The sequence below is a fragment of the Geodermatophilus sabuli genome (assembly GCF_900215145.1).
GTDB classification, from domain to species: domain Bacteria; phylum Actinomycetota; class Actinomycetes; order Mycobacteriales; family Geodermatophilaceae; genus Geodermatophilus; species Geodermatophilus sabuli.
This window is the reverse complement of sequence record NZ_OBDO01000003.1, coordinates 426,037-448,381: the sequence shown is the minus strand read 5'-3', so window position 1 is coordinate 448,381 and position 22,345 is coordinate 426,037. Positions and strand designations below refer to the sequence as shown.

General features: G+C 74.5%; 26 protein-coding genes. 16 read left to right on the top strand and 10 right to left on the bottom strand.

Features of this window, described 5'->3' with window-relative positions:
• The first annotated feature begins 9 nt into the window (after window positions 1–9).
• The gene (locus CRP39_RS10290; protein ID WP_097206253.1) at window positions 10–474 is read left to right on the top strand and encodes an NUDIX hydrolase; all 465 of its coding nucleotides are present in this window, start codon (window positions 10–12) and stop codon (window positions 472–474) included.
• Here CRP39_RS10290 and CRP39_RS26765 read toward each other — a convergent pair.
• The gene (locus CRP39_RS26765) at window positions 471–647 is read right to left on the bottom strand and encodes a hypothetical protein (RefSeq protein WP_172442375.1); all 177 of its coding nucleotides are present in this window, start codon (window positions 645–647) and stop codon (window positions 471–473) included. The genes CRP39_RS10290 and CRP39_RS26765 overlap by 4 nt on opposite strands.
• A gap of 235 nt (window positions 648–882) precedes the next feature.
• On the opposite strand from CRP39_RS26765, the gene CRP39_RS10285 reads away from it, so the two are divergent.
• Both CRP39_RS10285 and CRP39_RS10280 read left to right on the top strand, forming a co-directional pair.
• Window positions 883–1,062, top strand: a complete 180-nt coding sequence (locus CRP39_RS10285; RefSeq protein ID WP_097206252.1) for a hypothetical protein — start codon at window positions 883–885, stop codon at window positions 1,060–1,062.
• Window positions 1,063–1,218: 156 nt separating this feature from the next.
• A complete protein-coding gene (locus CRP39_RS10280) occupies window positions 1,219–2,208 on the top strand; it encodes a hypothetical protein (protein ID WP_097206251.1) in 990 nt (329 codons plus the stop codon).
• A 60-nt stretch (window positions 2,209–2,268) separates the two neighbouring features.
• Here the strand turns inward: CRP39_RS10280 and CRP39_RS10275 are convergent, their stop codons facing one another.
• Window positions 2,269–2,889 (bottom strand): RibD family protein, encoded by a 621-nt coding sequence (locus tag CRP39_RS10275; protein ID WP_097206250.1) that lies wholly within the window; start codon window positions 2,887–2,889, stop codon window positions 2,269–2,271.
• 69 nt (window positions 2,890–2,958) lie between these two features.
• On the opposite strand from CRP39_RS10275, the gene CRP39_RS10270 reads away from it, so the two are divergent.
• Window positions 2,959–3,384, top strand: coding sequence for a hypothetical protein (locus tag CRP39_RS10270; protein WP_097206328.1), 426 nt, complete (start codon window positions 2,959–2,961; stop codon window positions 3,382–3,384).
• Window positions 3,385–3,405: 21 nt separating this feature from the next.
• Here the strand turns inward: CRP39_RS10270 and CRP39_RS10265 are convergent, their stop codons facing one another.
• From CRP39_RS10265 to CRP39_RS10255, 3 genes are all read right to left on the bottom strand, one after another.
• Window positions 3,406–3,687, bottom strand: a complete 282-nt coding sequence (locus CRP39_RS10265; protein WP_097206249.1) for a DUF427 domain-containing protein — start codon at window positions 3,685–3,687, stop codon at window positions 3,406–3,408.
• A 65-nt stretch (window positions 3,688–3,752) separates the two neighbouring features.
• Complete coding sequence (locus CRP39_RS10260) at window positions 3,753–4,109, bottom strand: cupin domain-containing protein (RefSeq protein WP_097206248.1); 357 nt, start codon at window positions 4,107–4,109, stop codon at window positions 3,753–3,755.
• A 31-nt stretch (window positions 4,110–4,140) separates the two neighbouring features.
• Window positions 4,141–5,511, bottom strand: coding sequence for an FAD-binding oxidoreductase (locus CRP39_RS10255; RefSeq protein ID WP_097206247.1), 1,371 nt, complete (start codon window positions 5,509–5,511; stop codon window positions 4,141–4,143).
• Between the two features lie 154 nt (window positions 5,512–5,665).
• Between CRP39_RS10255 and CRP39_RS10250 the strand changes: the two genes are divergently transcribed.
• Complete coding sequence (locus CRP39_RS10250; RefSeq protein WP_172442374.1) at window positions 5,666–8,545, top strand: helix-turn-helix transcriptional regulator; 2,880 nt, start codon at window positions 5,666–5,668, stop codon at window positions 8,543–8,545.
• Here the strand turns inward: CRP39_RS10250 and CRP39_RS10245 are convergent.
• The 3 genes from CRP39_RS10245 to CRP39_RS10235 form a co-directional block, all read right to left on the bottom strand.
• Complete coding sequence (locus CRP39_RS10245; RefSeq protein WP_097206245.1) at window positions 8,528–8,797, bottom strand: DUF4242 domain-containing protein; 270 nt, start codon at window positions 8,795–8,797, stop codon at window positions 8,528–8,530. The two genes, CRP39_RS10250 and CRP39_RS10245, sit on opposite strands and share 18 nt — an antisense overlap.
• A 133-nt stretch (window positions 8,798–8,930) precedes the next feature.
• Window positions 8,931–9,314, bottom strand: a complete 384-nt coding sequence (locus CRP39_RS10240; RefSeq protein WP_097206244.1) for a PaaI family thioesterase — start codon at window positions 9,312–9,314, stop codon at window positions 8,931–8,933.
• Between the two features lie 53 nt (window positions 9,315–9,367).
• Entirely contained in the window at window positions 9,368–10,171 is an 804-nt protein-coding gene (locus CRP39_RS10235) for an IclR family transcriptional regulator (RefSeq protein WP_097206243.1), read from the bottom strand.
• A gap of 79 nt (window positions 10,172–10,250) precedes the next feature.
• On the opposite strand from CRP39_RS10235, the gene CRP39_RS10230 reads away from it, so the two are divergent.
• From CRP39_RS10230 to CRP39_RS10190, 9 genes are all read left to right on the top strand, one after another.
• Complete coding sequence (locus CRP39_RS10230) at window positions 10,251–11,345, top strand: cupin domain-containing protein (protein WP_097206242.1); 1,095 nt, start codon at window positions 10,251–10,253, stop codon at window positions 11,343–11,345.
• A 31-nt stretch (window positions 11,346–11,376) separates the two neighbouring features.
• Window positions 11,377–12,249, top strand: a complete 873-nt coding sequence (locus CRP39_RS10225; RefSeq protein ID WP_097206241.1) for a fumarylacetoacetate hydrolase family protein — start codon at window positions 11,377–11,379, stop codon at window positions 12,247–12,249.
• A gap of 34 nt (window positions 12,250–12,283) precedes the next feature.
• Window positions 12,284–12,973, top strand: a complete 690-nt coding sequence (locus CRP39_RS10220) for a maleylpyruvate isomerase family mycothiol-dependent enzyme (RefSeq protein ID WP_097206240.1) — start codon at window positions 12,284–12,286, stop codon at window positions 12,971–12,973.
• Window positions 12,974–12,998: 25 nt separating this feature from the next.
• Window positions 12,999–13,901, top strand: coding sequence for a LysR family transcriptional regulator (locus tag CRP39_RS10215; RefSeq protein ID WP_172442373.1), 903 nt, complete (start codon window positions 12,999–13,001; stop codon window positions 13,899–13,901).
• Window positions 13,902–14,092: 191 nt separating this feature from the next.
• Entirely contained in the window at window positions 14,093–15,265 is a 1,173-nt protein-coding gene (locus CRP39_RS10210) for an acyl-CoA dehydrogenase family protein (protein ID WP_097206238.1), read from the top strand.
• Window positions 15,266–15,384: 119 nt separating this feature from the next.
• On the top strand, window positions 15,385–16,386 hold the full coding sequence (locus CRP39_RS10205; RefSeq protein WP_097206237.1) for an ABC transporter substrate-binding protein: 1,002 nt from the start codon (window positions 15,385–15,387) through the stop codon (window positions 16,384–16,386).
• A 64-nt stretch (window positions 16,387–16,450) separates the two neighbouring features.
• Window positions 16,451–17,314 (top strand): alpha/beta hydrolase, encoded by an 864-nt coding sequence (locus CRP39_RS10200; protein ID WP_097206236.1) that lies wholly within the window; start codon window positions 16,451–16,453, stop codon window positions 17,312–17,314.
• A 180-nt stretch (window positions 17,315–17,494) separates the two neighbouring features.
• Window positions 17,495–17,917: a YciI family protein gene (locus tag CRP39_RS10195; protein WP_097206235.1), complete on the top strand. Its 423-nt coding sequence runs from the start codon at window positions 17,495–17,497 to the stop codon at window positions 17,915–17,917.
• A 17-nt stretch (window positions 17,918–17,934) separates the two neighbouring features.
• Window positions 17,935–19,200, top strand: coding sequence for an RNA polymerase sigma factor (locus CRP39_RS10190; RefSeq protein ID WP_097206234.1), 1,266 nt, complete (start codon window positions 17,935–17,937; stop codon window positions 19,198–19,200).
• Between the two features lie 165 nt (window positions 19,201–19,365).
• Here CRP39_RS10190 and CRP39_RS10185 read toward each other — a convergent pair whose 3' ends face one another.
• Entirely contained in the window at window positions 19,366–19,668 is a 303-nt protein-coding gene (locus CRP39_RS10185) for a hypothetical protein (protein ID WP_097206233.1), read from the bottom strand.
• A 109-nt stretch (window positions 19,669–19,777) separates the two neighbouring features.
• Between CRP39_RS10185 and CRP39_RS10180 the strand changes: the two genes are divergently transcribed.
• Entirely contained in the window at window positions 19,778–20,737 is a 960-nt protein-coding gene (locus CRP39_RS10180) for a bacteriorhodopsin (RefSeq protein WP_245853754.1), read from the top strand.
• A gap of 12 nt (window positions 20,738–20,749) precedes the next feature.
• On the opposite strand, the gene CRP39_RS10175 is transcribed toward CRP39_RS10180, so the two are convergent.
• Window positions 20,750–21,199, bottom strand: coding sequence for a GNAT family N-acetyltransferase (locus CRP39_RS10175; protein WP_097206232.1), 450 nt, complete (start codon window positions 21,197–21,199; stop codon window positions 20,750–20,752).
• Between the two features lie 114 nt (window positions 21,200–21,313).
• Here CRP39_RS10175 and CRP39_RS10170 point away from each other — a divergent pair, with 114 nt between their 5' ends.
• Complete coding sequence (locus CRP39_RS10170; RefSeq protein ID WP_245853751.1) at window positions 21,314–22,318, top strand: iron ABC transporter substrate-binding protein; 1,005 nt, start codon at window positions 21,314–21,316, stop codon at window positions 22,316–22,318.
• Window positions 22,319–22,345 lie beyond the last annotated feature (27 nt).

Sequence of the window (22,345 nt, the reverse complement as noted above, 5' to 3'; positions counted from 1 at the left end):
AGTGGGCGCGTGCCGAGGACGAGCGCGGGCGTGCTGCTGTACCGGCTGCGCCCCGGCGCGCCCGAGGTGCTGGTCGGGCACATGGGCGGACCGTTCTGGGCGAAGAAGGACGACGGCGCCTGGTCGATCCCCAAGGGCGAGTACGTCGACGGGGAGGACCCGCTCACCGTCGCCCGGCGGGAGTTCGAGGAGGAGCTGGGCTCCCCGGTGCCGGCAGCCGAGCTCGTGCCCCTGGGTGAGGTGCGCCAGTCCGGCGGCAAGCGACTGACCGTCTGGGCGGGCGAGGGCGACCTCGACGCCGCCACCTGCCGCAGCAACACCTTCGAGCTGGAGTGGCCGCCGCGGTCCGGGCGCGTGCAGGAGTTCCCCGAGATCGACCGGGCCGCCTGGCTCCCGGTCGACCAGGCGCGGGCCAAGCTGGTCACGGGCCAGGTGGCGTTTCTCGACCGGCTGCTCGAACGGCTGTCCGGCTAGGTGGCGATCGGCGGCAGGTGCAGGTCGACGCCGAACAGCACCAGCGGCCACAGGATGACCGCCACGACCAGTGACAGCACCTCCGAGAGGCCGGCGACGCTGTTGTAGCCGTTGGTCAGGGCCACGACCACGCCGATCGCCAGGTACACGAGGCTGAGCAGGGAGATGCGCACGGTCGTCCTCCTCGATCCGGGGGGAGGAGCATCCGCCGCGCGGCTGTGCCCGACCTGGGTGCCGGCTGGGAGTCCGCGTCGCCGGCGCCCCACGCCGGCCCCGGGTGCCGGTTTCATGACGGTCCGTTGACGTGTCGTCCCAGCTCTCCCGCGATGGGCTGACCCGGGCGTTCGGCCTGGCAGGGTGCGCACCCGAGCGAAGTCGATCGGACTTCCGACATCGAGGAGGCACCCCATGGCGTGTGCACAGTGCGGGGCCGCCGAGCAGCGCGGCCGGTTCTGCATCGGCTGCGGCAAGGCCGTTCCGCCGACCACCCACCGCGCTCCCCGTCCGCGGTCCCCGCTGGCCGACGAGCTGACCCAGCCGGTCCTGCGGCTCGAGCGCCCCTCGAAGCCCGCCGTCCCCGCCCGCTGACGCGCTCGAAGTGGGGCCGGACAGCGGCGTCCGACCCCGTGCGCCGCCCCATGTGAGCGAGCTCACTGCTAGCAATCCGCTTGCAGGAGTTAGCGGACGGTCCGGACAGGGCACCCCTCCATACGTCAGGTCATCCCCGATGTCTGGAGTCTTCCTGTGACCGACACGCTCCGTAAGGCCGACACGGCCAAGATCGTCAACCAGCTCCGCGCCCTCCTCCTGCTGACGCAGACCGAGGAGCAGGTCGCGCGTACCCGCGTCTCCCAGGCGCGTACCGACGCGGTCCGCCGCGAGCTGAACCAGAACGCCGACAACGCCGCCGACCGCACCAAGGCGATCACCGAGCAGCTGCGCACGCTCGGCGGGGTCCCCGACGTGGTGACCCCCGCCGTCGGCCGGCTGGCTGCCGTCCTCAAGGCCGGCTTCGAGCAGGGCGAGCCGATCGAGGAGGCGCTGCTGCAGGACCTCTCGCTCGAGCACCAGCTGCTCGACCGCGCCACCCACCTGAAGGTGCTGGCCGAGAAGGCCGAACTGCCCAAGGTGAAGGCGCTCGCCGAGCGCCTGGTCACCGCGCACTCGGCCACCGTCGAGTGGCTGACCGTGGTGCTGGCCGAGGAGGCCCTGGGCGGCCCGGCCGCGCTGCGCCCGACCCCGTTCCAGCGCGTTGCCGGTGGCGCCGTCCGGGTGGCCAACGCCCCCGTGCGCTTCGCCGCCAACCGGGTGAACGAGGCGGTCGACACCGCGCAGCAGCGCCGCGAGGAGGCCGGCGAGAAGTTCAACCAGGTCGCCGACAAGGCCAGCTCCTTCACCGACGCCGTCCGCGAGACCCTCACCGTGGGCCGCAGCGCCGCGCTGCGGCGCGCCGAGCGGATCGCCCGCCGCGAGGGCGACCGCGAGACCGCCGACGCCGCCAAGGCCACGCGCGAGGAGCTCGGCGACGTCACCGCCGACGAGCTGCCCATCAAGGGCTACGACTCGCTGTCCACCCAGGACGCGATCAAGGCGGTCAAGCAGCTGCGCTCCGCGCACGACGTCAACGTGGTCATCCGCTACGAGGAGACCCACAAGAACCGGTCGAGCGTCGTCAGCGCCACCCAGACGCGCCTGGCCGACCTCGCCAAGGAGGCCGTGGGCGTCGACAGCTGACGCTCCGCGATGCACGAGGGGCCCGCACCCGGGGAACCGGGTGCGGGCCCTCTCGCGTCCTCAGCGCCGGATGTGGTGGCGGAGCCAGACCAGGTCGCCGTCGAGTCGCCGGCACTCCGCGAGCACCAGCTCGCCCGCGGGCGGCGGGCCGTCGCCGTACCATCGCCGAGCGCCGGCGGCCGGTCCGGCGAGGACGGGGTGGACCAGCAGGCTCACCTCGTCGACCAGGCCGGCGGCCAGCAGCGCACCGGTCAGCGCGCCGCCGCTGTCCACCCGCACCGTGGCCACGCCCGGCCGCGTACCGAGCTCGGTGAGGAGCGCGGGCAGGTCCACCCGTTCCCGGCCGAGCCGCAGCTCGCTCACGGGCCCGGACCGGTGCGGCGTCCGCGCACTGGACGCCGCCAGGACGTCCGACCAGTGGCCGGCAGCCCGGAGCGCCGCCCACGCACGGACGCGGGCCCGGCTGTCGACGACGACCAGCAGGGGACCGTCCGGTGCGGGACCAGGCTGGGGCGCGGAGCCCAGCGCCGGCTCCTGGGCGAGGACGGTGTCGGCTCCGGTCAGCGTCACGTCCTCGTGCCACGTGCGAGCCAGGGCGTAGAACGAACCGACGTCCGGGTCGAACCCGGTGGTCGCTCCCTCCAGGGAGACCGCGACGTGGACCACGACGCGTGGGCGCACAGCCACCTCCCGGGTGATCAGGATCGCAGTGCGTTTGACCCGCCGACGCGGCCGGGGATGGGATGGCTCATGAGCATCACACCCGACGCCCTCGAGCAGGAGTTCTCCCTGACGACGGCCGTCACCCGCCTGGACTTCCTGAGCCGGCGGGACAGCGGGGCGACCACCCTCGACACCGTCGCCGAGGTCGACGAGGACGACTGGAGCTCCTTCAAGGAGGCGGTCACGTCGCTGGACGTGCCCGAGTCCCTCGAGCTGCTCGCCCTCGGCGAGGTGGTCGCACGCAAGGCGCGCGACAGCCAGCTGGTCGGCTTCCGCGCCGCGCTGCGCGGCGGAGCCAGCTGGGCGCAGATCGCCGCCGCCCTCGACACCACCCCGGAGGAGGCGTGGACCGCCTTCCAGGGGTTGATCGAGCGCCAAGAGCGCGCGCGGGTGCTGGACCCGGACGCCGCGGCCGCGGCCCGGGAACTGGCCGGCGCCTGGCCCGGCCGCTGAGCGGCCGAGCGGCGCGGTCGCTCAGCGCACCTCGACGCCACGCCAGAACGCGACCCGCCCGGTGATCTCGCGCGCCGCGTCCGACGGCTCCGGGTAGAACCAGACCGCGTCGGGGTTGGTCTGCCCGTCGACCTCCAGCGAGTAGTAGGACGCCGTGCCCTTCCACGGGCAGAACGTGTGCGTGCCCGACGGCCGCAGGACGTCCTCGCGCACCGCCTCCCGGGGGAAGTAGGCGTTGCCCTCGACGGTGACGATGTCGTCGGACTCGGCGATGACGGTCCCGTTCCAGCTCGCGGTGGCCATGCACCGGCGAACCCCCGGGTGCCGGCAGGCATTCCGCCCGCCGGCACCGGAGCTCCGAGGCGCCCTCAGTCGCCGCGGATGTGCCGGACCACCGCCTCCAGCTCCTCCGACGGAGAGAAGTCGACGTACTCGCAGTCGGTGAGCGCCTCGGGCGCGTGGCCGGGCGCCCAGTAGAACGCCTGGCCGGCCTCGTACCTCGTGTCACCCTCCGCACCGTGCATGACGAGGCTGCCGCTGATCATGTAGCCCCAGTGCGGGCACGGGCAGCGGTCGCCCGACAGGCCGGCCAGTGCGGGGCGCAGGTCCGTCCCGGCCGGCAGCCGGATCCACCCGACGCTCATGTCCCCGAAGCGGGCGGCGCGGAAGTCCACGCCGTTGCCCTCGATGGCCACGGGCAGCGCGGTCCGTTCGATGGCCTGCATGCCCCTCACCCCTCCCTGCGTCGACGCCGGCTCACGGCCGGATGTTCTGGTTGAGGTGGAACAGGTTGCCGGAGTCGTAGGTCCGCTTGACCGCCCGCAGCCGCTCGTAGTTGGCGCCGTAGTTCTCCGGGGCCTTGTGGTGGTCGTCGCCCGAGGCGAAGTTGACGTAGCCGCCGGGCTCGGAGTGCGGCGCGATCGCCGCGTAGTAGTCCCGCACCCACTGCGTGTTGGTCTCGTTGTCGGCCGGGTCGGGCCAGAACCCGGCGATGTTGGCGGCGTAGGTGGCGTTCCGGTGGCCGAAGGCGGTCGCGTCCGGCGCGACGTCCTGCACGGCACCGTTGATCGGGTACAGGTGCATCGTCGACTGCATCGACGGCACGCGGGACCCGTGCTCGACGTGCGCGGCGATCGCCTCGTCGGTCAGCTCCGTGACGTAGGCGGCCTTCCAGTAGTTCTGCAATCCCGGGGGGAGCAGCGGGTCGAAGGCGCTGTTGAGTGCCGGGTAGGGCATCGGGCCGACGTGCTCGGCCACCACCGGCGCGACCTGGTGGATCCGGTCCACGAGCCGCTCGCCCTCGCTCTGGGACCCGGTCCAGCAGGGCACCAGGAGGACGAAGGTGTCCCCGACGCGGTCCTCGGGGATGAACGGCAGCGGTGGCGCGATCTGGAACCCGGGGAAACCACCGAACTCGCGCGGAGCGGTCTGGACGAGATCGCGGAACAGCTGGAAGACCGCCGTCGCGTCGGACAGCTCGAAGAACATCGGGCCGCCGTAGATCGTCTCCACCGGGTGCAGCCGGAAGGTGAACCGGGTGACCACGCCGAAGTTGCCCCCGCCGCCGCGCAGTGCCCAGAACAGGTCGGCGTGCTCGTCCTCGTCGGCGGTGACCACCGTGCCGTCGGCGAGGACCACCTCGGCCGCGAGGAGGTTGTCGCAGGAGAGGCCGTAGCCACGGCACAGGTAACCGATCCCGCCGCCGAGGGTCAGCCCGGCGATGCCGGTGGTCGAGATGATCCCGCCGGTGGTGGCCAGCCCCGAGGCCGCCGTCGCGTCGTTGAACCGGCCCCAGGTGGTGCCGCCGCCGGCCGCCGCTGTCCGTGCCTCGGGGTCGACGTCCACCGCCTGCATCATCGACAGGTCGGCGACGACGGCGCCGTCCCCGGTGCCGAAGCCGGGCACGCTGTGCCCGCCGCCCCGGACGGCGAGGTCCTGACCGTTCTCCGCCGCGTACCGCACCACGGCGACCACGTCGTCGACGCCGGCGCAGCGCACGACCAGGTCGGGGCGGGCGTCGATCATGCCGTTGTAGACCTTGCGGGCCTCCTCGTAGTCGTCGTCCGCGGGGCGGATCACCTGGCCCCGTACGCGGTCGGCGAGCGTCCCGGGCAGCTGTGTCGTCATGGCCCCTCCTCGGTGCGGGTTGGTCCGTGGCGCCGACGCTAGGGAGCCGACCGGTACGCGCACATGACCAGAAGTGCGCGAATCGGCGTCGGCGCGCCGGGGGCCAGTTCTGACCATCGACAGCCCCGGAGGGGGAGGGCTAGCGTCCGGGAGGGTGTCCGGCTGGACGCCGCCACCCCTCCCGTCGCGCTGGACGCGGGCCGCGGCCCCGCGCTTCGTCGGCCGCCGGGGCGAGCTCGACTGCCTCGAGGACCTGTGGACGGCGGTCCGTGGTGGTGCCCGCCAGGTCGCCTTCCTCGGCGGTGAGCCCGGCGCGGGGAAGTCCCGGCTGCTGGCCGAGTTCTGCGCCCTCCTGCACGACCGCGGCGCCACGGTGCTGCTCGGCACCTGTGTCGCCGAGTTCGGGCCGCCCTACCAGCCGTTCGTCGAGCCGGTCGAGGCGCTGCTGTCCGCGACCGGCCCGGGCGGGCCGCGCGACGCGCTGGCCCGGCTGGTGGGGCGGTCCGAGGACACCGCCGAGCCCGACACCCGCCGGGAGCTCTACGACGCCGCCGTCGACGCGATCCGGACGCTGACCCGGACCGGGCCGGTCGTCCTCGCGCTGGAGGACCTGCACTGGTGCGGCGTCGCCGGCCTGCAGCTGCTGGCCCACCTGGTCGACCGGACGGCGGAGTCGCCGCTGATGGTGCTGGGCACGCACCGGACGACGGCCCCGGAGCGGTCGGCCGCGCTCACCGCCACCATCGCGAACCTGTACCGGCTCGACGGCGTCCGGCGGCTGGACCTGGCCGGACTGTCCACGGAGGACATCGCCGAGTACCTGGCGCACGAGGCGACGCTGCCCGAGCACCGGGCCCGGGTCGCCGCGGCGCTGCTGCGTGACCGCACCGGCGGCAACCCCTTCCTGCTGCGGGAGCTGCTGCGCGAGTCGGCCGGGACGGTGCCGGGCCCGGGCGCGTCGGCGCCGCTGTCGGTGCAGGACATGGTGGCCGGCCGGCTGGAGCGGCTGAGCGCGCCCGAGCGGCAGACCCTGGAACTGGCCGCCGTCGTGGGGGAGGAGTGTGACCTCGCCACGCTGCTGGCCGTCTCCGCGTGGGGTGAGGACACCACGCTCGCGGCGCTGGACACCGCGGTCGCCCACGGCCTGCTGGAGTCCGCCGGCCCGGCGTTCCGGTTCCCGCACAGCCTGGCCCGGCAGGCCGTGCTCGACCTCGTGCCGGCCACCCGCCGCGCCCGCGAGCACCTTCGGGTCGCCGCCGTCCTCGAGGCCTCGGGGGTCGCGTCGGACCGACGCACCCAGCGGCTGGCGCACCACTACGCGCAGGGCGCCGCGCTCGGTGCCGCCGACCGGGCGGTCCGCTACCTGACCGAGGCCGCGCAGGCCGCGTCCCGCAGCCTGGCCCACGAGGACGCCGCACGGTGGTTCGAGCAGGCCGCCGCGCTGGCCGAGGACCCGCCGCACGGGCACCGGCTGCTGCTGTCGGCGGCCTCGGCGCACCTGCTCGGTGGGGACTTCGCCCGGGCCCGGGCGCTCTACGCGGAGGTCGCCAACGCCGGCGGCGTCCGCGACCGGCTGGAGGCGGCGATCGGCTTCGAGGCGGCCTCCTGGCGACCCGGACTGCCCGGCCAGCGGGCGGTCGAGCTGCTCACCGAGGCGTTGCGCGGCGTGCCGCACGACCCGGCCGACCCCCTCTACGTGCGCGGGCTGGCCGGTCTCGGCCGGGCCCTGGCGTTCCTGGGGGCGACCGACCAGGCCGGCGAGCTCGGCCGCCGGTCGGTCGAGCTGGCCCGGGCCCTGGAGGACGACGTCCTCCTCGCCGCCGTGCTCGAGGCCAGCCTCTGGAACGGGCTGCACCCCGCGGACGCCCCCGCCAAGCTGGCCCGGGCGACCGAGCTCTCCGAGCTGGCCCAACGCATCGGCGACCCCAGCCCGCTCGGCCCGGCGGGGTTCTGGCGGGCGGCGATCGCCTATCAACAGGGTGAGCCCGAAGTCCTGGCCGCGGCGTACTGGGACGTGCTGCGCATGGCCCGGGCGACCGGCGAGGCGTACTTCGAGTACGTCGCCGGGTGCATCCGCTACGGCCGCCAGTTCCTCGCCGGCGACTTCGCCGGCGCCGACGGGACCTGCGAGCAGCTGCTGGAGCTGGGGGCCACCTTCGGCACCGACGACACCGAGGGCTCCACGGCGGTGCAGAGATTCATGGTGCGGCGGGAGACCGGGGCGCTGGAGGCCGTCCGCGCGCTGGTCAGCGGGGAGGAGTCCCCGGAGGGGCACTGGGCACCGGGGCTGCTCGCCCTCTACACCGAGCTGCGGCTGGACCGTCCGGCGCACCACGTGCTGCGCTGGCTGGTCGACGGCGGGCTGGAGCGCTACGAGGACGCCCAGTGGCCCTGCGTCCTGGCGTTCACCGTGGAGGCGGCGGTGCACCTCGACGACGCCGACGCGCTGCGCACCCTGCGGCCGCGGGTGGCCGAGTACTCCGGGACCAACCTGCGGGCCGGCCAGTTCGTCGCCGTCTTCGGCAGCGCCGACCGCTACCTGGGGATGGTCGACTCGGCCCTGGGTCGGGGCACGGCCGTGCCGTTGCTGGAGGCGGCGCTGGAGATGGACACCCGGATGGGGGCCGTGGTGCACCGGGCCCAGAGCCTCGCGGCCCTGGCCGACCACCTCCGGCGCGGCGGGGACCCCGGACGGCGGGCCCGCGCGCTGGCCGAGGAGGCCGGGCAGCTGGCCCGGGACCTCGGGCTGCGGCGGGTGCTCCGGGCGCTGCGGCCGGCGGCCGTGCCCGTGCCCGTGCCCGCGGCGGCGCCGTCCCGCCCGGCGGGGCTGACCGCACGGGAAGCGGAGGTGCTGCGCCTGCTGGGGGAGGGGTTGCTCAACCGGGAGATCTCCGCCCGCCTGGTGATCAGCGAGAACACCGTCGCCAACCACGTCCGCAGCATCCTGGCCAAGACCGGCGCCGGGAACCGCACGCAGGCGGCGATGTACGCCGCCACGCACGGCCTGCTCGAAGGATCAGACGGGCTGCAGTGACCCGTTGGGCTGCACGGTCGCCGAGACCTCGACGACGACGTCGGCCGGCAGCCCGGCCCGCACGGCCGCCCGGCGGATGGCGTCGGCGGACGGCGCCTCGTACAGGCAGTAGGTCTTGCGCTTGTCGACCGACAGGAAGGAGTACAGCCAGCGCACACCCTCGTCGGCGTTGATCCGGTTGACCCCGTCGGCCATGTCGGAGGTGAGCTCGAGGACGTCGGAGTACCGGCGCTCGATCATGAAGACGGGCATCGCGGGTCCTCCCCGGAGGGGTCGGTCGGCCGCGCCGACCGTACCCCCAGGCCCCCGCCCCGAACAGGTCCGACATCATCCCTCCGTGCGCCGGCGGCGCCCCCGGGTGCCGTGCCTGCCGCGTCCGCGCGCCTCAGGAGTGCAGCAGCGCGAACGTCGCGACCGCGTGGGCGAGGGCCCGGCCCTCCTGCTCGACGTCGGCCTCGCAGACGGTCAGGTGCTCGCCGCGGGTGCGCACCCGCGCGGTGACGGTCAGGGGCCCCGGTCGCCCCGGGCGCAGGTAGGTGACCGTGAGCTGGCTGGTCGCGGGGACCTCGCCCTCCCCGGTGGTGGTGCGCACCGCCTGGCCCATGGCGGTGTCGACCAGCGTCGCCAGCACGCCCCCGTGCAGGGTGCCGGCCGGGTTGAGGTGCTCGTCGTGGGCGTCGAACCCGATCCGCGCGCTGCCGTCGTCGGCGGTGGTCACCTCCGCCCCGAGCCGCTCGGCGAACCCGCCCGGTCCCGTCTGCGCTGCCACGGGGTCGGCGCTACCCGCTGGTCGCCGGGGTGAACCCGGGACGACGGCGCCGGTCAGGACGGCGTGCGGAACCGCTCCAGTACCAGGTCGGCACCGCGGACGAGGGCCGGGGCCAGCGCGCGGATCGCCTCGGCGTCGCGCATCCGGCTGCTCGGCGCGGCCACCCCGAGGCCGGCCAGCGGCTGGCCCACCGCGTCCTTCAGCGCCACGGCGACCGCGCACACCCCGTCGGCGCTCTCCTCCCAGTTGAGCGCGTAGCCCTGCGTCCGGATGGTGGCCAGCTCGGCGCGCAGGTCGGCCAGGTCGGTGAGGGCGGCGGACGTCGTGGTCGGCGGGAGGGTGCCGTCGGGGTAGCGCCTGTCCAGCTCGGCGTCGGAGAGCACGGCCAGGACCGCCTTGCCGACGGCCGAGGCGTGGGCGGGCCGCACCACGCCGGTGCGGTTGCCGACGCGGACCGACCGCGGGCTCTCGGCGCAGTCGAGGAAGCGGACCGTCGTCCCCTCGAGCAGCGCCAGGCTGACCGTCTCCTGGGTCTCCTCGCGCAGTTGCTCGAGCACCGGGCGCGCCACGCGCCGGATGTCGATCCGGTTCACCGCGGCCAGGCCGATCTCGTAGAGGGCGGGGCCGGGCCGGTACGCGCCGTTGGGCCGGTCCTGCATGACGAACCCGCGCCGGCGCAGGGCCGTGAGCAGCCGGTGTGCCGTCGACCGGGCGACGCCGAGCAGGTCGGCCGCCTCGGCCACCCGCAGGGCCTGGCTCTCACCCACCAGCTGCAGCAGCCACAGGGCGTTGTCGACCGACGTGGTCGTCGGGCTGTCCGGGGCGGGGAGCGAGCCGGAGGCCTCGGGATTCGACATACCGGAACTGTAGAGCGCCTGGTAGGTGGATCGTGGAACTGCTGTCTAGCCTGACCGGCATGACCCGGGAGGTCCTCTCATGACTGCCAGCCCCGAGACGCGCACCGACCTGGAGCTGGAGGCCCTGTACCGCGACCTCGCCGCGGTCGACCTCCGCCCGCTGTGGACCATCACCGAGCAGCTGCTCACCCCGACGCCGCAGCCGAGGGCCGTCCCGTGGCTGTGGTCGGCCGCGACGATGAAGCCGCTGGCCCGCCGTGCGATCGAGCTCGTGCCGGTGGAGCGCGGCGGTGAACGGCGGGTGCTCAGCCTGCAGAACCCGGGCCTGGGCGGCCGGCCGTACGCGGCCGGCACGCTGTGGGGCGCCATCCAGTGCCTCGGCCCCCGGGAGACCGCGCCGGCGCACCGGCACACGCCGGGCGCGGTGCGCTGGGTCCTGGAGGGCGAGGGCGTGTGGACGACGGTGGACGGCGACGCCTGCGACATGCACCCCGGCGACCTGGTGCTCACGCCGTCGTGGAACTGGCACGACCACGTCAACGGCGGCGACTCGGAGATGTTCTGGTTCGACGGCCTGGACCTGCCGATGATCGAGGCGCTGGACGCCGTCTTCTTCGAGCAGTACCCCGGCCCGGGGGAGAACCAGCCGGCACCGGCCGAGCACAACGTCTCCGAGCGGGCCCACCCGCCGGGTACCCGGTACGTGCGGGGTGCCGTCGACGGGCCGCTCACGCCCGCTCCGTCACCGCTGCTCGTCTACCGCTGGGCCGACACCGCCGCCGAGCTCGACCGGCTGGCCGCGGACTCCGACGAGCCGGTCACCACCCTCGAGTACGTCAACCCGACGACCGGCGCCAGCGTCCTGCCCACCCTCGGCTGCTCCGTCCTCCGCGTCCGGGCCGGCGGGCACGGCCCCGCGGTGCGGCGGTCGGGCAACGCCGTCTTCGTGGCGTTCCAGGGCGCCGGTTCGACGGTGATCGACGGCCAGCGCTTCCACTGGGGCCCGGGCGACATGTTCGTCGCGCCGTCCTGGTCGGCGGTCGAGCACGCGGCCGACGAGGAGAGCGTGCTCTTCCTGCTCACCGACGCCCCCGTCCTGCGCGCCCTCGGCATCCACCGCGAGCAGGTCCTGCCCGGGCCGCAGACGGTGACCGGCACCTTCACCCCCCGCTGAGCACGACCCACCCCGCTGACACTGGAGACCCGTGAAGCTCGCCCTCTTCGACGACCACCGGCTCGGGGTCGTCTCCGCCGACGACGCGACCCTGGTCGACGTCACCGACGCGCTGCCCTGGCCGCACGACGCCGACCCGGTCACCGCCGGCTGGTGGCGGGCGCTGTGCCGGGACTTCCCGACGGTCGCGCCGCGGCTGCGGGAGGCGGCCGCCACGGGGACGCCGCGGCCGGTCGCCGCGGTCATCCTGCGCGCCCCGGTGCTGGGTCCGTCCAAGGTGGTCGCCGCGGCCAGCAACTACGGCGACCACGTCGCCGAGATGCACGGCGTCCAGCAGCGGACCCTGGGCCGGGTCGAGTCCTGGATGATGGAGTTCGACGTCTTCCTCAAGGCGCCGTCCTCGATCGTCGGCCCCGGCGCGGAGGTCGTCCTGCCGCCCGACGTCGTCGCCGCCGGGCACGAGGTGCACCACGAGTCGGAGCTGGTCGTGGTCATCGGCGCCGGGGGCCGGGACATCCCGGTCGAGTCGGCGATGGACGCCGTCCTGGGGTTCACCGCCGGGCTGGACATCACCGTGCGCAGCGCCGCGGACCGCTCCCGCCGCAAGAGCTACGACACCTTCAGCCCGCTCGGGCCCTGGCTGGTGACCGCCGACGAGATCGGTGACGGCTCGGACCTCGACATCCGGCTCACCAGCGGCGGACAGGTGCGGCAGTCGGTGAACACCCGCGACCTCATCACCCCGGTGCCGCAGATCGTCGCCTACGCCTCGACGATCATGACCCTGCTCCCCGGTGACGTGCTGTTCACCGGCGCCCCGCCCGGTGTGGGCCCCATCGCCGCCGGTGAGAAGCTGGAGATGACCATCAGCCGGATCGGGTCGATGGCGGTGACCGTCCGCTGAGCTCGGCGCCGTCGCCCGGGTCGAGGAGGAGTACATGACCAAGCCCGAGACGCTGGACTGGTGGGCCGACGGGGAGCGGCTGTTCGGCACCGCCCTCGGCCGGCTCACCGACGAGGAGTTCGAGGTCCCGTCGCTGCTGCCCGGCTGGAGCCGCCAGTACCTGCTGGCGCACGTGGCCCGCAACGCCGACGCGCTGTGCAACCTGCTCACCTGGGCGCGGACCGGCGTCGAGACGCCGATGTACGCCTCGTCCGAGGCGCGCGAGGCGGGCATCGCCGAGGCGGCGGAGCTGTCGCCGCCGGAGCTGCGGGCGGAGGTCCTGGCCGCCACCGGGCGGCTGGCCGACGCGGTGCACGGGCTCCCGGACGAGGCCTGGACCGCGCGGGTGCGGACCGCCCAGGGGCGCGAGGTGCCGGCCTCGGAGGTGCCGTGGATGCGCTGCCGCGAGGTCTTCGTCCACGCGGTAGACCTCGACGCCGGGGTCACCTTCGCCGACGTCGCCGACGAGATCCAGGCGGCGATGGTGGACGACGTGTTCCGGATGTGGGACCGCCGCGACCAGGTGCCCGACGTCGTGGTGTTCGCCGGCGACCGCGAGTGGGGGACCGGCTCGGTGGCCGTGTCCGGCCCGCTGCCCGCGGTGACGGCGTGGCTCACCGGGCGCTCGCCGGGCGACGGGCTGGTCGCCGACGGTGGCATCCCGGCGGTGCCGGCATGGCTGTGACGGCCGGCTGACGGGCGCGGCGCCGGTGGAACTGCGGCACCTCCGCTACTTCGTGTCGGTCGCCGAGGAGCTGCACTTCCGGCGGGCCGCGCAGAAACTGCACATCGCCCAGCCGGCCCTCAGCAAGCAGATCAGCGCCCTCGAGCACGAGCTCGGGGTGCGGCTGCTCGACCGCGACCGCAGGGGAGTGCTGCTCACCGAGGCCGGCCGGGTCTTCCTCAGCGAGGCGGTCGAGGTTCTCGCCCGCGCGGACGGCGCCGTCGACCGGGCCCGCGCGGTCGTCCGCGGAGAGGTGGGCCGGCTGGCGGTCGGGTTCATCCAGCCCGCGCTCGCCGACCTCCTCCCACGGTCGCTGCGGGCGTTCCGGCGGCACCACCCCGGCGTCGTCCTCAGCCTCAGCGAGGAGACCAGCCGGACCGCGCTCGAGGGGATCACCGACCGGAGCCTGCAGCTGGCGTTCGTCCGGCTGCCCGTCGCGCCCCGCCCCGAGCTGCGGACCGAGGTCGTGAGCGAGGAGCCGGTGCTGCTGGTCGTCCCGCGCGGACACCGGCTGGCCGAGCGGTCGTCGGTCCGGCTGGAGGAGGTCGCCGGCGAGGAGGTCATCCTCGTCGGGCGCTCCGTGGAGCCCGGCCTGCACGACTACTACGTCACCGCCTGCAACCGGGCCGGCTTCAGCCCGCGGGTCGCGCACGAGGTGAGCAGCACCTCGATCGCACTCGGCCTGGTCGCCGGCGGCCTGGGGATCGCGTTCGCCCCGGCGTCGGCGCGTCTCGCCGCGCAGGGCACCGTCGCGCACGTGCCCCTGGAGGACGGCGACCTCACGCTCACGATGGGGGCGCTGTGGCGAGCCGGGCCGCGTCCGGCCGTCCTGGACAACTTCCTCGCCCTGCGCCCCTGGGAGGACGGCGACCGCCCGCCGGTGAGCTGACACCTCACGGTCATCACCGGCCGGATCCGCGGCTCGGCGACACCCCGCCAGAGCCGCGAGACCCGCTGGTCGTCTTGCTCATTCCCAACGGGAATCAGTGCGGCCCGACTCCCTATCACCGGACCGTCGTGCTCCGCGTCACACCTGCCTAGATTCCCCTACGGAACGGAGTTCGCGACGGAGGGCAGGCGATGACCACGGTGCAGGAGCAGCCGGTGTCCACCGGGGGGACGCCGTCCGTCGTCCTCCATGCGGCCGAGGGGCTCCACGACCTGATCGACGGCCACGGCGACGAGAACGACCGCACGGGCCGCATCGCCGAGCCGGTCGTCGAGGCGTTGTACGACATCGGCGCGATCGGCGTCTTCACCCCGCGGGAGCTCGGCGGCGCGGAGATGACGCCGCGGCAGGCGATGGACCTGTTCCGGACCCTCTCCTACGCCGACCCCTCGACCGGCTGGGTCACCATGGCCATGGGCCTGGCGACCGGCCTGGCCGGGGCGTTCTTCGGCGAGAACGCCGCCCGCGAGCTGTTCGCCACCCCGCGGCTGGGCATCGCGGGGCAGGGGACCAGGCCCGGTCGCGCCGTCCCGGTGCCTGGCGGGCACCGGATCAGCGGCGAGTGGTCCTTCGCCTCGGGCATCAAGCACTGCACCCACCTGCACACCGCGGCGCTGGACGCCGAGACCGGGCAGACCCGGTTCTTCATCGTGCCGGTCGAGCAGGTGACCTTCATCGAGAACTGGGACGTCCTCGGCCTGCGCGGCACCGGCAGCATCGACTACACGCTCGAGGACTGCTTCGTCCCGATCGAGTACAGCTACCCCTCCCTGAGCACCGAGCCGGTCACCGGGGGCGACCTGTACCGGATCGGCATCGGCAACTTCGCCAGCATCAACCACGGCGGCTGGGTGCTCGGCGTCGGCCGCCGGGTGCTCGACGAGCTGGCCGCCGTGGTCCGCGCCAAGGCCGGCCGGCCCGGGGCGCAGACCGACACCGTCGCCTTCGCCGAACACTTCGCGGACGCCGAGGTGCGGCTGCGCGCCGCCAAGGCGCTGCTCTACGAGGTGTGGGAGGAGATCGAGGCGACGCTGGCCCGTGGCGCGGAGATCCCGCTGCGGCTGCACACGCTCAACCGCGTGGCGCTGCACAACGCCACGTTCTCCGTCGCCGGCATCGCCCAGTTCGCCTACACCTCGGCCGGGACCGACGCGCTGCGCCGGGGCACCATGCAGCGGCTGTTCCGCGACGTGCACGGCGGCACCCAGCACGTGTCGTCCTCGCCGCTGGTCATGCAGTCCGCCGGGCGTGAGCTGGCCGGGTTGGAAGAGGGCAAGCGCTGGGTGCACTTCTCCCTGAAGTGACCCATCGTTCGACCTGGCGGAACTCCGTCGACAGTGATTGTCGTCAGCAGAACAGTGACGTACGTTACAGCGCGCCGTCCGCGCTGGTCGGCGTCCCGAACGACCTCCAAGGAGACCGGATGAAGTCCTCGAGAGCCGCCTGGGCGCTGGTGACCGCCGCCGTGCTGATGACCACTGCCGCGTGCGGCGGGTCCGACGAGGGGGGATCGAGCGACGCCTCCGGCGCCACCGGCGGCGGGGACGGCGGCCTGACGACGCTGACCATGGCCGAGACCCCGGGCAGCCCGTTCGCCTTCGTCAGCTACGGCGTGCAGCGCGGCCACTTCGAGGACGAGGGCATCGACCTGCAGGCCCGGGTCAACCCCGGGGGTGGCACCTCGACCGTGCCGGCCCTGGTGCAGGGCGACATGGACGTCCTGGGCCTGGACCTGGTCTCGACGCTGACCAGCATCGGGGCCGACCTGCCGATCCGGATGGTCGCCGCCGGCAGCGCCACCTCCGAGGAGGCCGACGGCGACTTCGCGGCGGTGCTGGTGCGGGCCGACAGCCCGATCCAGGGCCCGGAGGACTTCGACGGCATCCGGATGGGGGTCAACGCGCTCCGCAACGTCAACGACCTGGCGATCGGCAGCATCCTCGAGCAGCAGGGCCTGGCCCCCGACGCGATCAGCCCCGTCGAGCTGCCGTTCCCGGACATCCTGGCCGCGATCGACCGCGGCGACGTCGACGCCGGCATCGTCATCGAGCCGTTCGCGACCATCGGGCAGAACCAGGGGCTGCGCGTCGTCGCCCGCCCGTGGCACGCGATCGAGCCGGGCATGCAGATCGGCACCATGGTGATGACCGAGCAGACCGTCGCCCGGGTGGGCGACGACGTCGTGGCGGCCTTCAGCCGGGCCGTGCAGGCGACCGCGGACGACATCCGGGAGGACCCCGACGCCTTCCGGGCCGCGCTGCCCGAGCTCACCGAGCTCGACCCGGCGCTCGCCGAGCAGATCAACCTCATCCAGTGGCGCGGCCAGAACGACCGCGAGTCGATCGAGCTCACCGGCGAGCTGATGACCCGGTACGGGCTGCTGGACGCGGAGATCGACTACGACGAGGTCATCCTCGACGACTGACCGCACGTCCCCGGTGCGGCGCCGACGCCGCACCGGGGACGCCGTCTCCCGACGAGGGGATCCGATGACGACGGTGTCCGGCCTGCCCACCGGCGGCCCGCAGCTGGTCGACCTCCCGGCCGAGGACGGCGAGCTGCTCCAGGGGCTGCTGTACCCGCCGCCGGCGCGCCCCAAGGCCGCGCTGCTGCACGTGCACGGCAAGGGCGGCAACTGCTACTCCGGACCGTCGCGCACCCTCCCGCCGCTGGTCGCGCCGGAGCGGTTCGTGCACCTGGCGCTCAACCTGCGCTGCCACGACCTGGGCTACAGCCGGCTCGGCGACGCCGCGGGCATCGCCACCGGCGCCGAGGCCGCCTCCGGCGGCATGTGGGAACGGCTCGACGACGGGCCCCGGGACCTGCGCGCCGGCGTGGCCTGGCTGCGGGAGCGGACCGGGCTGCCGGTGTTCGTCGTCGGCCACTCCGCCGGCGGCTACTTCCTCGGCGACTGGGCCCCCGGCCCCGAGGTGGCCGGGCGGGTCTTCCTGTCCCCGCTGACGTCCGTGCGCTTCCCGCTGTCGGCGTGGTTCGCCGACGACGCGGCGCTGGAGCGGGCCCGTGTGCAGGCGCAGGAGCTCGTCGACCGCGGCGAGGGCCACCTGCTGATCCCCGTGCCCGCCTGGTACTTCGCGATCTCGGCCGCCTCCTTGCTCGAGCGTCTCGCCGAGCGCCCGGACCGTTGGCTGGACGGCTGCAACGCGTCGTCGTCCCCGCTGCTGCTCGCCTGGGGCGGCGCGGAGACGCGGGTCGAGGCGTGGCGCGCGCTCTACGAGCGGATGACGGTCGCCGACCGGCGCTGTGTCGAGCTGCCCGGGGCCGGTCATGAGTACGGCGGCGCCGAGGCCGCCCTCGCGGCGGAGATCACCCGCTTCGTCACCGACCATCGCTGACCTCACCGCCCGGCCCGGCCCGGCCCGCGCCGACCCGGTGCCGGCGCGACCGGCGCGACCGGCGCGAAAACGTCTGGTCCGCCGTGTCGATCTGTGCGATTGCTGTTCGACGTGTCAGTGAGGGGCGGTCGACCGCCGGCCGACGGGGCCGCCGACCGCTCGCCCGAGGAGGGGACCGCGATGCGCTACATGGTGATCGTCAAGGCGTCCGAGGACAGCGAACGGGGCGTCCTGCCGACCGAGCAGGAGCTCGCCGAGATGGGCTCCTACAACGAGGAGCTGGTCAAGGCCGGCGTCCTGCTGGCCGGCGAGGGCCTGCACCCGAGCTCGAAGGGCTTGCGGGTGCGCTACGCCCGGGACGGGTCGAGCACGGTCGTCGACGGCCCGTTCACCGAGACCAAGGAGTTGGTGGCCGGCTACTGGGTCCTCCAGGTGAGCTCCCGCGAGGAGGTGCTCGAGTGGGTGCGGCGGGCGCCGTTCCGCGACGGCGAGGTGGAGGTCCGGCAGGTCTTCGAGGCCGACGACTTCGGTGCGGCCTACACGCCGGAGATCCGCGAGCAGGAGGACCGGATCCGGGCGGCCGTCGAGCAGCAGCAGTCCTGACGGCCGGGCGGGCGGCGGTGAGCGGCGGGACGACGACCTCCCGGGTCGTCGAGGCCGTCTGGCGGATCGAGTCCGCCAAGCTCGTCGCCGCCCTCACCCGGGTCACCGGGGACGTCGGCCTGGCCGAGGAGCTGGCGCAGGACGCGCTGGTGGCCGCGCTGGAGCGGTGGCCGCGGACCGGCGTCCCCGACAAGCCGGCGGCCTGGCTCATGGCGACGGCAAAGCACCGGGCGGTCGACGTCTTCCGGCGCGCGCAGCGGCTGGAGCGCAAGACCGTCGAGCTCGGCCGCGAGCTGACCGAGACCGAGGAGCCGGACTGGGCCTCGGCCATCGACAGGGCGCTGGACGAGGTGGTCGAGGACGACCTGCTGCGGCTGGTCTTCATCGCCTGCCACCCGGTGCTCTCCCGTGAGGCCCGGGTGGCCCTGACCCTGCGGCTGGTCGGGGGGCTCGGCACCGACGAGATCGCCCGGGCCTTCCTGGTGCCCGGCTCGACGGTCGCGCAGCGGGTCGTCCGGGCCAAGCGCACCCTCGCCGCGGCGAGGGTGCCGTTCGAGATGCCCACCGGGAACGACTTCGCGGCCCGGCTCACCTCGGTGCTCGAGGTCGTCTACCTGGTGTTCAACGAGGGCTACGCGGCGACGGCGGGGGAGTCCTGGACCCGGCCCGAGCTCTGCCAGGAGGCGCTGCGGCTGGGGCGCATCCTCGCCGCGCTGACCCCGGGGGAGTCCGAGGTCCACGGGCTGGTCGCGCTCATGGAGCTGCAGGCCTCCCGCATCCGCGCCCGCACCGGTCCCGGCGGCGAGCCGGTGCTGCTGCTCGACCAGGACCGCGGCCGGTGGGACCACGTGCTCATCGGCCGGGGGCTGGCCGCGCTGCGCCGTGCGGAGGGGAGCGGCACCGGTCTGGGTCCCTACGGGCTGCAGGCGGCCATCGCGGCCTGCCACGCGCGCGCCCGGACGGCGGAGGAGACCGACTGGGTGCGCATCGCCGCGCTCTACGACGCGTTGGCGGAGCTGCAGCCCTCCCCGGTCGTGGAGCTCAACCGCGCCGTCGCGGTCTCGCGCGCCTACGGCCCCGCCGCCGGGCTGGAGCTCGTCGACGAGCTCACCGGCGCGCCGGCGCTGCGCGGCTACCACCTGCTGCCCGCGGCCCGCGGGGACCTGCTCCTGCAGCTCGGCCGCGGCGCGGAGGCGCGGCGCGAGTTCGAGCGGGCCGCGTCGCTCACCCGCAACGAGCGGGAACGGGCCCTGCTGCTCGACCGGGCCGCCGGCTGCGGCTGACCGCGCCGCCCGTCGGCGCCGGCCCGCTCCAGGCCGTCCTCGTGGGTGGGGGGCCGGCCGACGACGACGGCTCGACAGGAAACAGAACGGGGACGTCTCATAGAGTTCCGGGAACCGCGGGTGGGGCCCGGTGCCACGGGGGTACCGGGCCCCGCGCGGGAGCGGTCAGCCGAGCCGGCTCAGCAGCGCCCGCGCGAACGCCTCGGCCTCCGGGGTCACCGGGTCGTCCGCCGCGGCGCGCAGCCAGGCCGCCAGGGGGGCGGCGAGCGCGGGGGAGAGCGCGGCGATCCACGTACCGGTCGCGGCGCGGGCCTCGGCGACGTGCTCGGTGCCGCCGCCGGCCAGCGTGGCGACGACCTCCGGCCGGGTGGCCAGGAGCCCGGCGGTCCGCCAGTCGCCGGGTGTGGTGCGGGCGGCCAGCGTCTCCAGCCGGGTCGCCGCCGTCCGGAGCAGCTCGGAGGGGTCCACCGGGGCATCGTGCCCGACCCCGGCGCACGGTGCCGGGTCCGGCGGGGTTGGGCCGCGCGTGCGCACGGGTAGCGCCCCCCGGTCCGTCCCCCTGCTCGCGGAGTGGCCCGTGGACCCGAACGACCCGCCCGTGCCCGAGCTGCAGACCATGTCGCCGGGGCTCTACGACGTGGTGCAGCTGGCCATCCTCGGCGCGGGGTTCGCGCTGTTCGCCTACCTCCTCTACTCCTGGATCAGCCGGGACGAGGTCTCCGCCCGCTACCGGCCGTCGTCGTACGCGGCCGTGTGCCTGGCGGCGGTCGCGACGGTCGCCTACCTGCTCCTCCACCTCGACTGGGACAGCGGGTTCCGGTTCGAGGGCGGCGTCTTCGTGCCGAACGAGGAGGCGCGGACGACGGAGGGCACCCGCTTCATCGACTGGTCGGTCACGGTGCCGCTGCTGACCGTCGAGCTGCTCGCCGTCTGCTCGATCGCCGGCGCGGCCGCCCGGCGGCTGCGGTTCACCACGATGGCGGCGGCCTTCCTCATGATCGTCACGGGGTACGTCGGCGCGCAGGTCGTCGACCAGGGCCGCGACACCCTCGCGCTGGTCGGGTGGGGCCTGGTCAGCACGGTCTTCTTCGCCTACCTGTACGTGGCTCTCATCGGCGCGGTGCGCCGGTCACTGCCCACGATGGGCCCCGAGGCGGCGGCGAGCCTGCGCAACGCGACGATCGTGCTGCTGAGCAGCTTCGGCATCTACCCGCTGGTCTACGCGGTCCCCGTCTTCGCCGACGTCACGCCGGCCTGGTTCACCGCCATGCAGGTCGGCTACTCGGTGGCCGACGTCGTGGCCAAGGTCGGCTTCGGGGTGCTCGTGCACAAGGTCGCCAAGCTGCGCACCGCCGAGGACGTCGCCGCGGGCGTCGACACCCACCCCGAGCCGGTGTGGTCGAGCAACGTGCACAAGAGCGACGGCGTGCTCGCCGAGCTGGGCCGGGTCTCCCCGGCGGTCGCCGACCGGCTGCGCGGGGACCGCGGCCGCGACGCCCCGCCCCGGGACGGCGGCGGCCGACCCCGGGAGGCCTGACCTCGCGCTCTCTCAGGGGGTGGCGGCGCGCCGCATCGGGACGTGCGGGATGCCGTCCTCCACGTAGCCCGGGCCGCTGCGCCGGAAGCCGAACCGCTCGTACCAGCCCTCGAGGTGGGCCTGCGCGCCGAGGGTGATCGGGTGCCCGTCGCACAGGTCGATGCCGGCGCGGATCAGCTCGGCGGCCAGCCCGCGACCGCGGTGCGTCGCTGCGGTGGCGACCCGCCCGATCGCGCGGGTGTCGCCGTCGTCCAGCACCCGGATCGTGGCCGCGACCGCGCCGTCGTCGTCGAACCACAGGTGCACGGTGGCCGGCTCGACGTCCCGGCCGTCCAGCTCCGGGTAGGGGCACTGTTGCTCCACGACGAAGACGTCGACCCGCAGCCGGCACAGCGCGTAGACCTCGAACGGCGTCAGCTGCGCGAAGCGGGCGGTGCGGAGCAGGGGTGCGGCGGCGGTCATGCCCGAAGTTGTAGCTCATCGGGCCCGGCCGCTCGGCCACCTCCCGTGGTACACCTTCTGGTCAGGGCAGCCTCACCTCATCAGAGAGGGCCATGCGTGGACGGGTTCGGGCGGGTGACCGCGAGTGCACTGACCGCTCTCACTGCTGTGGGGGTGCTCGCCGGGTGCGGTTCCGACGACGCCGCCGGCGCCGAGACCCTGACGGTCTACAGCGCCCAGCACGAGAGCCTGGTGCGCACCATGCTCGAGGGCTTCACCGCCGAGACCGGCATCGGGCTGGAGTTCCGCGACGCGAACGACGCCGAGCTGGCCAACCAGATCGTCCAGGAGGGCGAGGCGTCGCCGGCGGACGTCTTCCTCACCGAGAACAGCCCCTCGATCGACATCCTCGACGACGAGGGGCTGCTCGCGCCGCTGGACCAGTCGACGCTGGACCAGGTGGGGGAGCGGTTCCGGCCGTCGTCGGGCACGTGGACCGGTTTCGCCGCGCGCTCCACCGTGCTCGTCTACAACCCCGCCGCCCTGCCCGGGGCCGAGCTGCCGGCGTCGATCATGGAGCTCGCCGACCCGGCGTGGGAGGGCCGCATCGGCATCGCCGCCGGTGGGCCGGACTTCCAGGCGATCGTCAGCGCCGTCCTCGCCCTGCGCGGGGAGGACGCCACGCGGGCCTGGCTGGAGGGGCTGCAGCACAACGCCGACGTCTACCAGAGCAACACCGCGGTCATGCGCGCCGCCGACGAGGGCGAGATCGACGCCGGCGTGATGTACCACTACTACTGGTACCGCGACCAGGCGGAGAACGCGCTGCAGGGCGACGACGCACGGCTGCACCTCTTCGGCAACGGCGATCCCGGTGCCTTCGTGAGCGTCTCCGGCGCCGGCGTGCTGGCCTCCACCGACCAGCCGGAGGAGGCCCAGCAGCTGGTCGCGTACCTGACCGGTCCGGAGGCGCAGCGGAAGCTGGCCGAGAGCTCGGCGCTCGAGTACGCCGTCGGCACCGGCGTCGCCTCCGCCGACGCGCTGCCCCCGCTGGAGGAACTGCAGGCGCCCGACGTCGACCCGGGGTCGCTGGACCAGCGACGGGTCACCGAGCTCATGCAGGAGGTGGGGTTGCTCTGAGCGCACCCGCGTCGCCGGCCACCCGGC